The sequence below is a fragment of the Natrialba hulunbeirensis JCM 10989 genome (assembly GCF_000337575.1).
Taxonomy (GTDB): domain Archaea; phylum Halobacteriota; class Halobacteria; order Halobacteriales; family Natrialbaceae; genus Natrialba; species Natrialba hulunbeirensis.
On record NZ_AOIM01000041.1, the window covers coordinates 1 to 13,258 of the forward strand.

Genomic DNA, 13,258 nt, shown 5'->3' on the forward strand with positions numbered 1-13,258 from the left:
TTTTGTTCCGGTAGAAGGTGGCACTGCGCTTGTCGTAGACCATACTCCACGAGGTGAATTCTGGTTTGTTCGTCCGTTTGCCCTTCTTCCAGCGATCAACGCCGCTATCGACGGCGTGGACGGCACGCCGGATGGCTTCTTGGACGAGGTTTGCCGTGAGGTCTGTTTCCTCGCGGAGACGGTCGTACAGCGCATCTCTGGCTTTGCTGTTGNATGGCTTCTTGGACGAGGTTTGCCGTGAGGTCTGTTTCCTCGCGGAGACGGTCGTACAGCGCATCTCTGGCTTTGCTGTTGGACGTTACGCAGTCTTCGTAGTCAGTGTTGTCCCAGCAGTAGTCACTGGCTTCGTTCGCGCAGTACAGGAATTGCTCGGCGGTTTCGTGGAGGTCGTCGTGGTACTCGTCGGGAACAACGAGTTTGACCGGCGCGGTGCGTCTGACCTCCATGTTTCAGATGTTGNCGGCGGTTTCGTGGAGGTCGTCGTGGTACTCGTCGGGAACAACGAGTTTGACCGGCGCGGTGCGTCTGACCTCCATGTTTCAGATGTTGCTTCGACGATACGTAATAGTTCGGGAGTCAGTCGGCTATGGTCTCGTGGGTTATGTCGTGGAGTGTCGGCTTCCTCCCCGGCCTACTCGCTTCGTGCTTCCGACCAGTCGGAAGCCCTCACTCCTTGAGGCCGGGGGCTCCGCCTCGAAATTGCCGACAACGACGGACGAACGCATCGTGGTGAGCCGCTCAGAGTACGTCCAGAACGAAGATTGCGAGATACAACTGTCCCAGTCCGGCCAGGATCATGACCCCGCCGGCCACGCGCTTGAGCAGCCCGCTGTAGGCCGCCAGCGACCCGGCACCTGCGACGAGCCCCATCCCCGTTGCGACCGTCAGCGCGATCATCAGGACGACAACGCTGCCGACGTAGGTGCCAAGCACCACCGCCGCAGACATCGGTTCGAACGTGAGTGCGTTCGCGATCACCGCGCCGAAAAGCGGTGCGACACAGCCTGCTGCTGCCAGCGCATAGCCGACACCGAAGATCAGAAAGCCACCGACGCCGGAGCGGCGCTTCGGCAGTGCGATCGACAGCGACGGGGCACGATCGAGCAGGACGAGCACGCCGAAGACGACGAGCACGGCACCGACGATCGGTTCGAAAAGCACCACGTTCGACAGCATCGAGTGACCGATCCAGAACGCCGCGCCGAGCAGTACGACGAACGTGGCGAGGACGCCGAAACCGGCGATCAGCCCTCGACTCAGGGCCCCGCCGAGAGAGGCCTCCTGTTGTTCAGTCTGACTCACATAGAAGCCGACGTAGCCGGGCAACAGCGGGTACGCACACGGGGAGAAGAAGGTTGCGACGCCTGCGGTCAGGGCGAATGTAGCCGCAGAGAGGAGTTCGATGGGAGCCATTGTTAGCTGGTCTCTTCCGCGTCAGTTTCCCCTTCAATCGTCGCAACGATTTCGTCGGCCGAGTGGACGCCATTGTCAGACCACTGGATGCGTCCTGAGGCATCGATAACGGCTGCGGTCGGAAAGCCGCCGTCGAGATAGCGCTCGGTCACTTCCGCGTTGTGATCGAGACCCAACAGCCAGTTGCCGTCGTGTTCGGCCCACCAGTCGACGAGTTCGTCCTCGGTGATCGACCGGTTCTCACCGACGCCTTCGCTCGTGACCGAGATGAACAGCACCTGATCGCCGATCCGCTCGTTGGCTATCGCGAGTTCGGGCATTTGTTCGACACAGGGCGGACACCAGGTGCCGAAGAGATCGATAAACGTCGGCTGGTCCTGTGCGGGTATCAGCACCTCACCAGCCTCGCTCCCCCGTGCTTCGACGGTTTCGACCGCGAGCGGATCGTGGCGCTCGCCGTCTTCCTCAAGGAGCGTCTCTGGCGAGGGAACGCCGTAAACAGCGACTGCACCGGCTCCTGCGAGGACGCCTGCACTGCCAATCCCGGCGAGGACGTCTCGGCGCTGCATGATCAGTGTTGTGCGACGGTCCGGGCGTCGTCGACGATCTGTTCGATGCTCGTTCCGCGCTCCTCATTAAGCACTTGCGGATACGCGCGTTCGACGATGCCATCCTTGTTGACCAGCACGACCAGGTTGATGTGGTTGAAGGTGTACTCGCCGTGGTCGTGATCGTCGTGATCGTCGTGGTCGCCATCCTCGTCGTGCCCCGCACCATCATCATGCTCGTCGTCCGCATCGTGATCGCCGTCGTCAGTCTCGTGCTCGCCGTTCTCACCGTGCCCCTCGTGTGCCTCCGCGACCTCGTCTTCGTCTTCGACCCGCTGAATACGCATCCCGATTTCGTCGTTGACCAGTTCTTCTGCCTCCTCGTACGTCTCCGGCCGAAGGAAATGCCAGTTCCCCGCGTCGAGATCCGCTCCCTGCTGGTAGCCGTACTCCTCAAGTACGTCCCCGGTGTCGCGTTCGGGATCGAACGTCAGCCCAAGGAGACTAATGTCGTCGCTGTAGCCCGCTTCGGCGGCGTCTTCCTGGACGCGCCGCAAGCGCAAGAGCAGCGCAGGGCAGGCACCGTCCGGACAGGATGTAAAGAAGAACGTGATCATGAACGCACGCTCCCCGACGAAATCCTCAGTCGAGATGGTCTCGCCGGTCAGCGGGTCCGGCACCGAGATTGCTGGGAACCGGTCGCCGTAGACTGGGTGTGAGTATTGGCTCGGATCTCCCGGTAGCGTCTGGGCATCAAGAACGGTCTGATCCGCGTACTCGCCATGCACCACCTCTTGGTCCTCGCCGCCGGTGACGTTCAACTCGTCGAGACAGCCGGCAAGACCCGAGAGGCCAGCAGCGCCCGCCACCCCAAGCGAGCCGAGATACGTACGTCGGTCCATACCTGTCTCTGTGGACGGCGTGAGCAAAGGTTCGTTGGTTCTCTTCCCGAAAATCAGAGGGGATTTCCCGAACATATACGCTCGAACGACTGGGTGGCTGCGGTTGTGGTCAGCGGACAGCTACGGCGTCACAAGGCGTGGAGCCACATCGCGAACACCAGTGTCCGCACGCACTCCTCACTCGTATACACTCCACCAACAATATCCATTCCACCAACAGCGCCCACTGTCAGTCCGCGATTTCCGCGTGAAACTGAACTAGTATGTCCAGGACTGGCGATTGGTGTACTTGACACGGCTGTGCCAGCGTTCCGAGCGCGTAAACCACACCATATCCGGCAGAACAGTGACAAACGGTCGAAAACCGTCACGGTACGGCGGTGATAACTAACCCCCATCCAGCAGTATCGGTGTGGCATGTCTCGATCAGAATCTTCGACCATGCCGATTGGCTGCCCGGAGTGCGATGCAACCATCACTGCCGCCGTTCCGCCAGGTCCCGGCCTCGTCGCCGACCGCGAACCAACCCGACTGCGCGGCACGGAAACAACCTGTCGAAACTGCGGACACGAACTCGAGTTGTACTTTTACTGAGTCAGCTGGCGACTGTACTCGAGTGGGGTGGGTGCTCTCGTGGTGTGGTGTGGAGTGAATGTTGTATGGTAGCTAGTGGCGTTTATCGCTGTAGTGGATGCTCAGTCCGTGTAGACGGTCTTTTCAGGGGACACAGTATCGGGAGAGTATTAGGCTACCTGCGGCTGCAGGCCACGAATCAACCAGTGGCGACGCTGTTCTGTTTCAGCGAATGCGAGTTCCCGACGAGCAGTCGTCGACGCACACGTATAATCTTCGAGCTGACGGATCTGGGCGAGATCACGACCGAGAACAAGCGACTGACGCTGCGTTCGAGTTCGAATCTGTCTCTGAGTCCGAGTCCGAGTCCGAATCCAACTCCGAGCGCGACTCGGACGACGATTCGGAGTCCGAGAGTGCGACAGCCACCGATCACACGATGCAGTCTGCCAACACCGACTGTCCTGACTCTCTCATCGTTGTCTCGAACCGACAGCCGTACCGACACACGTACGACGACGAGACGGGTGTCGACGATGGAACGACCATCGAAACCGAAGATGAACACGATACAGACACGACAGACACGTCCGAAACAGCGGGATCCCCGCCTCCGTCGATCTCCGTCGACGAACCCACCGGCGGGCTGACTGCGGGGATCGACCCAGTCCTGCGAGAGGCCAACGGTACCTGGATCGCCTGGGGCGACGGCGACGCCGACTTCGAGGTCACGGACAAACGCGACTGCGTCCGCGTTCCGCCGGACGACGAGGCCTACACACTCCGACGCATCGACCTCTCCGAGGAGGCCGTCGATGCCTACTATCGCGGGTTCAGCAACCGCGTCCTCTGGCCGCTCTGTCACGGCTTCGCCGAACTCGTCGAGGAACGGTCCGACGATCTCGAGTGGTACCGAACCGTCAACGAGCGCTTCGCCGCAGCGGTCGCCGACCACGCAACCGAGGAGTCGGTCGTCTGGCTGCAAGACTACCACTTCGCGCTTGCACCTCGCATGATCCGCCAGGCGATTCCCGACTCGGCCAGCATCGCGCAGTTCTGGCACATTCCCTGGCCGTCGCCCGCAACCTTTGACTACTGTCCCGCCGGCGAGGAGGTACTCGAGGGACTCCTCGGTAACGACCTGCTCGGCTTCCACGTCGAGCGCTACGCGAACGCGTTTCTCGACTGTGTCCGCCGGTTTTTGCCGGACGCCACGGTCGACCACGAGCAGGGAACGGTCCAGTACAACGGCCAAACGACTCGCGTTGTCGCAACGGCGATGGGCGTCGACGCCGAATCGTACGACCGGCAGGCCCGTGAGACCGACGCGGCGCAGTTGCTCTCGCTGTTCGACCGGTACGACATCCCGCGCAATTCGGCGATCGGACTCGGCGTCGACCGACTCGACTACACGAAGGGGATCCCCGAGCGACTGACCGCACTCGAGCGGTTCTTCGCCGAGAACCCGAGCTGGCACGGTGACTTTACGTTCATCCAGAAGGCAACGCCGTCGCGAACGGAGATTCCGGCCTACGCACGCCACGGCGACCTCGTCCGTAGCGAAGTCGACCGGATCAACCGTCGGTTCGGCACCGACGACTGGCAACCGATCGTCTACACGGAGGAGTACGTCGAACACGACGACCTCTGTGCGCTGTATCGCCACGCCGACGTGATGATCGTCAGCCCGCTGATCGACGGCATGAATCTGGTCGCCCAGGAGTACGTCGCCGCGTGTGTCGACACTGACGGCACGCTGCTGTTGAGCGATCGCGCGGGCGCACACGAGCGCCTGTGTTCCCACGCGGTGAGTATCGATCCGACCGACGTGAGCGGCTTCGCAACCGCGATCGATGACGCGCTTTCGATGGCGCCACAGGAGCGAACCGCACGGATGAACGCCCTCCGGTCGAGCGTCTTCGACGGCGATATCCACAACTGGATGGCGACCCAGTTCGACCTGTTGCGCCGTGTCCACGACGGCCCCGACGCAGGTGTCGAGTCACGCGAACGGCCCTCCCCGATGTAACGATCCGTGTTTCACACCCTGCCCGCCAGCCCGTCGCTCGGCGCTCCCGACAACTCGAGTGACGACCATATCGAGCGCTACCGATCACCAGTTTCGAGGTAGAGAGCCATGTCTAAGCAGTACTCCACGACCGAACCGACCACCGAGTATCACGACGAGGAGCCACAGTCATCGGATGGAACTACCGAGCCATCGGTCCCATCCCCACTCACCGGCGAGCAGCTGCCCCACCTTCGCGCGACGCTCGCGGACGCCAGCCATCTGCTCGTCTGCCTCGATTTCGACGGCACGCTCGCGCCGATCGTCGACGAGCCCGATGCTGCAGCGCTGACGGCCGCCAACGACGCCGCGGTGGCATCACTGGCCGCAGCAGCCCCCGTCACCACCGCAATCGTCAGCGGCCGCAGCCTCGCAGACGTTCGCACGCGCGTCGATGACCCGCGGATCTATGCGGGCAACCACGGCCTCGAACTCGCCTGGGACGATTCGATCGGCATCCATCCCGCCGCCTCCGAGCGCGCGACTCGCGTCGAAACCGTCTGTGAAACCCTCGAGACGGTCCTCGACCCGATCCCGAACGCACGCGTCGAAAACAAGCGACTCACCGGCACCGTCCACGTCAGAACCGTTCCCGCTGGCGCGCGCCCCGTCGTTCGCCGGCTGACTCGTACCGTCGTCGACCGATTCGGTGATGGCGACCTCGAACTCTCACCCGGCAAGCGGATCCTCGAAATCGGTCCGGATGTCAACTGGGGTAAAGGCGACGCAGTCGACCTCATTCGCGCCGAACTCCCGGACGACACCGTCCCTATCTACATCGGCGACGACGTCACCGACGAATCTGCCTTCCGTGCCGTCGAACCTGCCGGAATCGGGATCTGCGTCGGTAGCACCGCCCCATCCGCCGCCAGCTACCGCGTCGACTCACCCGACGACGTCGCGCGGGTACTCGAGTGGCTCAGTGCGTCCGGGGTGTCACTCGTTGGGACCGGCAGCGACACCGGTGGCTACGGAGACGCTTCTCTGAGAACTGATCCGGAGTTGCAATCCGACGACGACCGGGGCTTCGATGGGGTTCCGAAGCAGTGGTCGGCGTCGGTGGCGAATGACTAGGTGTGCTGGGGAAACGGCATGGTGGAGTACCGCACGACGAACCCCGGTGTGAGTGGGTGATTGTAATTCACACGCGGCGTTCGCTTCCCCTTTGTTACGAACGCTCGCCACCTCATATACACTTTCCGATTCAAATTACCGTTGGATTCATATGAGAGAGAGCCGAAAGTCTTAGTTACCAGTGGAAATCAAGGTATAGTACGAGAGTGACTGAGAGTGAAGCTACGCCAACCAACTGACTTCCTGATCCTCGAAGCACTCGAGGACAAGGGTCGAAATGTCGCGACGAACCTGGCTGCACACACCGGCAAGAGCCGAAAGAACATCAACACGAGACTGCCAGTCCTCGAGGATTACGGACTCGTCGAGAAGATTGGACCAGCAGAGCGCTCCGGTCTCTACGAGATCACGTCGATGGGCAAGGCAGCGCTGGTCTACCAGGATCAGTACGACGAAGTCGACGACTTCGAGGAACTGATCGAAGGACCAAGCGCCGGCGACATCGATGTCGAGGCGGAATCGGACACACAGGCTGCGTTCGTTCGTGGTGAGGACGACGACATCGAGGGCGACCTCGAGGCCGACGACGAATAACTGGTCGAAGGGGGCTGTGGGGATCGGGGGATCACTCCCCGGTCACTGTTTCACCGTCGTGATGCCGACAGCGGTTGCGACGGGGTTCGGTTTCTAACCGACTTCTAACCAATTTCTAACTGACTCTCAGTTACGACCAGCGCGGCCAGGAGAGCCACGCCGGCGCGTATCCACGACACGCGTCGTCTCTCCCTCAACTCTGATTTCGGCCCATCGGGGCAGCGAATCGGGCTCGACGGCAGTCAGTAACAGCAGCGTCTCACCCGGCAGTTCCACGAGCCACCGTTCCGACCGGCGCTCGCGCAAACACAGTCGCCAGGGACCACATTCGAGTTTCGCCTGGACTTGCTTCGCCGTGTAGTAGCGCCCGTTCGAGCCAGCGAGCACTGTTTCGAGCGGTGATGTTCCTACCACGGGTGTCCACGCTCCGATCCCCGTTTACGGTCGCCATCTCCCGGTTGGCCTCGCTTGGCCACCTCTCGACAGCCGTCTCGTGCTCGTCGCTGTCCGTCTCCAGCAGGGTGCCAGCAGTCCATCAGCCGATACCCTCCCACCCGACCCGAACGAGCCAGCCACGTCAGCGTCACCATCGATCGAATACAGTCGTGGCATCTCCATCCCCGCTTGGGTTTACATGGACGACCTTTATGAGATTATGAGTGTCTGTCTTTCCTGACTCACACAGCAAGTGTTGCGTTGACACTGGTCACAACGAAATCGCCTCAGAACGCACGCAGACTGGACTCGAGTACTGCCGAGACTGTCAGCCGGTCGGTCAGCGCTGTGTGTTTGCCCCACCGACATCGCTGACATCACCGTTCTCATCGACACCCGTCGCAGCGTTCCCTCCCGCAAAGAACTCCGAGAGAACCGTCTTGAGCGCCTTCCGGAGATGCTGGTGCATCGTTGGTGGTGTCACCCCCAGCGCTTCGGCGATATCTTCGCCCGTACTCGAGCGTGGCCACTCGAAGAAGCCGCCGAAGTACGCCAGACGGAGGGTCGTCAACTGCCGATCCGTGAGTTCTCCCAGAATCCGGTTTCGGCGCTCGACGGCGGTATGCACCGGCCGGTCGACCTCGCGGCGAGCGGTTAGTTCCGTATTTTCGTAGACGACCGAGAGCGCCTCTGCAACGTCCCGGACATCACCGTGCTGTGGCACCTCGACGACACAGGTCCCGACGCCGTCCTCGACGCGGACGTCCCTGATCGTCGCACCGTGATTCGCGAGTGTCCGCACACCCGATTTGGTCAGGCGCATCTCGATCGTACAGTGGTCGTGTCCGTCGTGGATGAGCCGACACGACTCCACCGACTCGTGGGCCTCGGCTTCGTCCATCACCGTCTCGCCGTCGAGCCCATCGATGCGGACGTACTGGATCGGCTGCCCGTCCGAGGTCGTCCCCGACCACTCGAGTACACAGGTGCAGTCGTAGGTCGACGACAGATCGAACGAGAAGGTTTCGCCGCCATCGATCTGGAACTCGAGTTCGACGACGGTGTCGGCGAACAGGAGCTGGCGGTTCTTGACGGCCATGATCGAGAACCCCATCGTTTCGCCGAGCAGTCTGAACTCTTCCTGTTCGGTGTCAGAGAACGCTTCGGCACGGCTGGCGAGGACGGTCAGGACGCCGTAGGTCGTCTGTTCGTGGACGATCGGGACCGTTATCGCAGCGCGGACGTTGTCGGCGTGGGCGGCGTCCTGTAGCGGCTCAGGGAGTGGTTCGGTTTTGAGAATATGGTTGGCGGAGGTGATTTCACCGGTGATGCCTGTGTGTTCGGTTGGCCGTCGTGGGCGGTCTGTGCTGTCGCTGTCGCTGTCACTGTCGCTGTCACTATCGATGGCGATGTGGCTGTCGCTGTCAGAATCGGCGCTTGCTCCCTCATACACCATCGCCGGCGGCAGCGTACCTTCATCGTCCTCCAGCTTGCGGATCTCGTCAAGGTAGGTCGTCGCCTCGCCCGCTCCTGTGCGGTAGTTGAACTCACCGGCTCCCGTCCGCTCGGCGATCCAGCAGCCACAGTACAGCTCCGAGTCGACGAGTTCGGCACAGACTTCCCGTTCGATCGCGTCGCGCGTTGGTGCGTCGACCAGCGTCTCGATCACCTGGCGGACGACCGCATTGATCCGGTTGAGCGTCTCGAGTTGGGACTGGCGCGCCCGGAGTTTGGCTTCGCGCTGTGCTCGCTCCGTGATGTCCCGGGCGAGCCAGATCACCGCCCGTTTCCCGTTGATTCGCTCGTCGATCGGCACGACGCGTGCCTCAAAGAGGCGTTCCCCGTCAGTCGTCTCAGCAGCGTACTCGACTGTCTGAACGGCTTCGGTCTCGATGGCGTGGTTCAGACACTCAGAAAGCGATGCCGCAGTCTCCTCGGGGAAGACGTCGTCCAGCGAGGTGCCAATGAGGTCTGTCGCCGCCGAGGTGTACAGCTCCGCAGAGACTGGCCGAAGCTTCGCTTCCAGGTAGACCCCGTCCTCGTCGATCACGAACGCCTCGTCGGGGAGTTCGTTGGCGATGATTCTGTGGTACTCGTCGTTGGGTGTCGAGAGGGCTGGTTTGGCAACCGTCTCGAGTACCCGGTCGAGCACATCGTCATCGGCCGGGACGTACTGCTCGACATCTTGGCGAAGCGCCGTCGCCGCGAGTTCCTCGCTCCCCTCCTGTGGCGCAACAACACACGGTGCGGTCTCGAGTGCGGAATGCTGATGGCCGTTGACCCAGCCGATGGCCGTCTCGAGTGCAGTCGGTTCGTCGACATCGATGACGACGGCGTCAACGACGTCTGGCAGATCGTTTGCCGCGCCGCCGTCGGTGCGCTCGAGATCCGTGAGCGTCCGTTCGACGAGTGTCAGGTGATCGTGCTCGATTTCGATCGGAGTGGTGGCGTCGGGGTTGGAACTGGTGTCTGTGGTTGAGTTGGCCTCGGTGCTGGTGGCTGAGTCTGATGCAGTGTCAGATACAGTATCAGATGTAGTGCCAGACGCAGTGTCAGTGTCAGTGTCGGAATCGACGGGCGCTTCCGAAAGCGCGACAGACAGCCGGTGCTGTTTGTCCGCCGACTCCGTGATACAGATGAGTGCGTATCGCTGCTTCGATCCGTCCATCTCACTCCGATTTTCACTCTCGACGCGACTGTCACTCCGTACCCGATACCACCGCCGCCACGTCGTTCTTTCTACCTAACGCTGCGATATGCAATAAAACGTGGGGGTCAGCGCTACGCTCGGCGCGTCTCCGCCAGTCCGAGAGAACGGAGCGTCTGCCGCGAGAGACTCTACCACCCGTGACAGGCTTCCGGACGGGTAGTCAGACGGAACGGGAGACGGATACTCGGTCCGGGGTCCGTCTCTGTCCACCCTCGACTCCGTACCGTCTCCGTTGTGGTAGCTGTTTCAGACTCCCCAGTGTGAGTTGGTGGCGCTTGGGCCACACGTACCGCGTCTTACAGTTCGCCCTGGTCTTTGAGGTCGTCGATGATGTCGTCGACGAACGTCTCCGCGTCGTCGTACGGGAAGTCCCCGCCAGACGTCTTCGTGTTCAACTCCATCGCGGTCATCGAGAAGTCGCCCGACTCGAACTTCGTTCCCGGGCCGTTCGGGAGCGCGGGGACGAGGTCCATTGGACTCGAGATGGGGTAGTCAGCACCTTCGAACGCGTCGATCATCTGCTCACGGATTTCGTCTTCGTTTGCCATTGCGTCTCCCTGTTGCGTCCGATAAATAATAAATTTGTAGGTAGTTGCGTTCAGCCCCTCGAGACTGAGATTGCCGTTCGCTGTCGACTCTTGGACTCTCGTTAGAGCGATAGACATTCTCTTTCACTCTGAACCAGGGGTCATCACCGTCCGGTCGAGAAACACGTTCCCGAAACAGTAATTATGCCTCAGCGTGCACGTTGCGGACATGGCGAAAGATACCGTCAGGTACCCGGACGAGGTCGTCGAAGAGATCGACGAACTCGTCGACGACGGTATGTTCGAGAGCAAATCCGAGTTCTATCGGTTCTCCGCGGAGTACGTCCTCACGCTGGTCGACCCCGACCACGACGTCAAGACGTTCAACTTCGACGAGATCAAATCCGAACTCGACATCAGCGATGCTGACCACGCGAAGGCCCTCGGCACGGACGGCGGCACGTTCTTCTTGGACGCTGTGATTACCGTCCGAAAACAGGGACTGCGTGGCAACTACGAGGCCGCAGAGCGCTTCATCGATACACACTACGATCCAACCGATCAGGAGTGCATTATCCTCGAGGAACTGCTCGGAACGTACCGAGACGGGGCGAATAGCGCGTAACCGCTCCCTCAATTCTCGGCTCCGGTCCGCTAGCTCGTCGCACCAGCGGCCAGCCGTTCGACTCCTTCCGCATCGACGTTCTCCCGTAGCAACGACGCCGCTCGGTCGAACGGCGTCTGTCCATCCCGTTCATCAGCACGGTCTGTCTGTGACCCTGTCTTGCTCACCGGCGGCCACTCGAGTCCCGCCTGACTCGCAACGGCCCCGAGAAACGCCGTCCGCACCCCCTCGTTGTCGAACAGCCCGTGGAGGTACGTCCCGAGCACCAGTCCGCGCGCCGCGCTCGACTCGCCGAGCGGTCTGGCGACGGACTCGTGCTCGAGTACGCGCGTCCGCCCGGCGTGAATCTCGTAGCCCGACGCGGTGCCGTCCGCGCCGTCGAGCAGGGGACTCGCCGCGCCGTCGACGGGGACTGTCGTCTGTTCGAGTTGTTTCGTCTCGTCGAAGCGGGTTTCGACGGGGAGGAGGCCGAGTCCTGGGATGGTGTCGCGCTGGCTGGTCCCCTCCAGTGCGGCGTTCGTCAGCCGCTCGCCGAGCAGCTGGTAGCCGCCACAGATGCCGACGATGGGGCCGTTGAACGAACGCAGCGCGTCGGAGAGGCCGGCGGCGTGGAGCGCACGACAGTCGTCGACGGTGTTTTTGGTGCCGGGGATGACGATGGCGTCGGCATCGACGTCGTGATCGGCGTTGACGTCGGTGTTCGCGTCCGCAGCGTCGACCGGCAGGTAGACCACCGAAACACCTGGTTCCGCGGCGAGCGCCTCGAGATCGGTCGCGTTCGAAATCCGCGGAAGTCGTGGTACCGCAATTCGGAGGCGCTGCTCGTCGGGGACACCGTCGTCGTCGCCGCGCACCCCCCGTGAATCCACACCCGGGAGGCCAACGCTGTCCTCCTCGGGTAATCCTGGATCATCGTACGGCAGCACACCCAGAATCGGAACGCCGGTTCGGGATTCGATCTCAGTGATACCGGGCTCGAGTAGCGTCGGGTCACCACGGAACTTCGTGATGAGTGCGCCGCTGACGCGCTCGCGGATGTCGTCGGGCAGGAGTTCGATCGTGCCGTAGAGGCTGGCGAACGCGCCCCCGCGTTCGATGTCGACGAGCAGGATGATCTCAGCGTCGGCAAAGCGGGCCGTTTCGACGTTCGCGAGGTCCCGATCGTGGAGGTTGATTTCGGCGATACTGCCCGCACCTTCGGCGACGATCACGTCGTGGTCGGCGGCCAGCCGGCGGTAGGACTGCTCGGCGGCGGCGCGGGCGTCGTCCCAGTAGTCTTCGTAGTAGCTGCCTGCGGGGACGTGCTCGCGGGCCTCGCCCTGGATGACGAGTTGACTCTCGCCGTCGCCACGCGGTTTCAGCAGGACGGGGTTGAGATCCGTCGTCGGCGTGAGCCGGGCCGCGCGGGCCTGGGTGAACTGGGAGACGCCGATCTCGCCCCACCGGTCGGTCGGCTTCGTTGCTGCATCGTCGCCAGTCGGAGGCGACTGCTGACTGTGGCTGTCCACGTCCTGCGCGCGAACGACGACCCGGGCGTTGTTGCTCATATTCTGCGCCTTGAACGGCGCGACGGAGACGCCGCGATCCGCGAGCAGGCGACAGAGGCCCGCGACGACGGTCGATTTGCCGACGTGGCTGGCAGTTCCGGCGACGAGAAGCGTCCGCGTCATTCACACCCACGTGTTCCGGCGTGGGCTATCGGCCTGTCGGTTCCGACTGGGCTGTCAGTGCCAGCTACTTGCTGCCGGCGTCGGCTGACCTACCTCCAAACTGGTCCGTTGACTCCCGC

12 protein-coding genes and 1 pseudogene are annotated in these 13,258 nt (G+C 62.2%); 5 read left to right on the plus strand and 8 right to left on the minus strand.

All coding sequences use genetic code 11. The features are described from left to right. The 4 genes and pseudogenes from C483_RS20665 to C483_RS16190 all read right to left on the minus strand — a co-directional run. Window positions 1–446 (minus strand): annotated as a pseudogene (locus tag C483_RS20665) (hypothetical protein); the annotation flags it as partial. 292 nt (window positions 447–738) lie between these two features. Then, complete coding sequence (locus C483_RS16180; protein ID WP_006654440.1) at window positions 739–1,413, minus strand: cytochrome c biogenesis CcdA family protein; 675 nt, start codon at window positions 1,411–1,413, stop codon at window positions 739–741. 2 nt (window positions 1,414–1,415) lie between these two features. Next, complete coding sequence (locus tag C483_RS16185; protein ID WP_006654441.1) at window positions 1,416–1,982, minus strand: TlpA family protein disulfide reductase; 567 nt, start codon at window positions 1,980–1,982, stop codon at window positions 1,416–1,418. 2 nt (window positions 1,983–1,984) lie between these two features. Then, window positions 1,985–2,863, minus strand: a complete 879-nt coding sequence (locus C483_RS16190) for an SCO family protein (RefSeq protein ID WP_006654442.1) — start codon at window positions 2,861–2,863, stop codon at window positions 1,985–1,987. A 417-nt stretch (window positions 2,864–3,280) separates the two neighbouring features. Here C483_RS16190 and C483_RS20270 point away from each other — a divergent pair, with 417 nt between their 5' ends. The 4 genes from C483_RS20270 to C483_RS16205 all read left to right on the plus strand — a co-directional run bounded on the left by C483_RS20270 (window position 3,281) and on the right by C483_RS16205 (window position 7,172). Further along, window positions 3,281–3,457, plus strand: coding sequence for a hypothetical protein (locus C483_RS20270; protein WP_160166264.1), 177 nt, complete (start codon window positions 3,281–3,283; stop codon window positions 3,455–3,457). 211 nt (window positions 3,458–3,668) lie between these two features. Continuing rightward, the gene (locus C483_RS16195) at window positions 3,669–5,465 is read left to right on the plus strand and encodes an alpha,alpha-trehalose-phosphate synthase (UDP-forming) (RefSeq protein WP_006654444.1); all 1,797 of its coding nucleotides are present in this window, start codon (window positions 3,669–3,671) and stop codon (window positions 5,463–5,465) included. 108 nt (window positions 5,466–5,573) lie between these two features. Then, window positions 5,574–6,578, plus strand: a complete 1,005-nt coding sequence (otsB, locus tag C483_RS16200) for a trehalose-phosphatase (RefSeq protein ID WP_006654445.1) — start codon at window positions 5,574–5,576, stop codon at window positions 6,576–6,578. Between the two features lie 216 nt (window positions 6,579–6,794). Further along, window positions 6,795–7,172: a winged helix-turn-helix domain-containing protein gene (locus C483_RS16205; protein ID WP_006654446.1), complete on the plus strand. Its 378-nt coding sequence runs from the start codon at window positions 6,795–6,797 to the stop codon at window positions 7,170–7,172. Between the two features lie 126 nt (window positions 7,173–7,298). Here C483_RS16205 and C483_RS19665 read toward each other — a convergent pair whose 3' ends face one another. The 3 genes from C483_RS19665 to C483_RS16215 all read right to left on the minus strand — a co-directional run bounded on the left by C483_RS19665 (window position 7,299) and on the right by C483_RS16215 (window position 10,865). After that, window positions 7,299–7,586, minus strand: coding sequence for a hypothetical protein (locus C483_RS19665; protein WP_241431527.1), 288 nt, complete (start codon window positions 7,584–7,586; stop codon window positions 7,299–7,301). 361 nt (window positions 7,587–7,947) lie between these two features. Further along, window positions 7,948–10,275 carry a bacterio-opsin activator domain-containing protein gene (locus C483_RS16210; protein WP_006654448.1) on the minus strand — a complete coding sequence of 776 codons (2,328 nt, stop codon included), beginning with the start codon at window positions 10,273–10,275 and terminating at the stop codon, window positions 7,948–7,950. Between the two features lie 338 nt (window positions 10,276–10,613). Continuing rightward, window positions 10,614–10,865, minus strand: a complete 252-nt coding sequence (locus tag C483_RS16215) for an MTH865 family protein (RefSeq protein ID WP_006654449.1) — start codon at window positions 10,863–10,865, stop codon at window positions 10,614–10,616. 208 nt (window positions 10,866–11,073) lie between these two features. Between C483_RS16215 and C483_RS16220 the strand changes: the two genes are divergently transcribed. Continuing rightward, window positions 11,074–11,469 carry a ribbon-helix-helix domain-containing protein gene (locus C483_RS16220; RefSeq protein WP_006654450.1) on the plus strand — a complete coding sequence of 132 codons (396 nt, stop codon included), beginning with the start codon at window positions 11,074–11,076 and terminating at the stop codon, window positions 11,467–11,469. A gap of 29 nt (window positions 11,470–11,498) precedes the next feature. On the opposite strand, the gene C483_RS16225 is transcribed toward C483_RS16220, so the two are convergent. Further along, entirely contained in the window at window positions 11,499–13,139 is a 1,641-nt protein-coding gene (locus C483_RS16225; RefSeq protein WP_006654451.1) for a cobyric acid synthase, read from the minus strand. Between the last annotated feature and the right edge of the window lie 119 nt (window positions 13,140–13,258).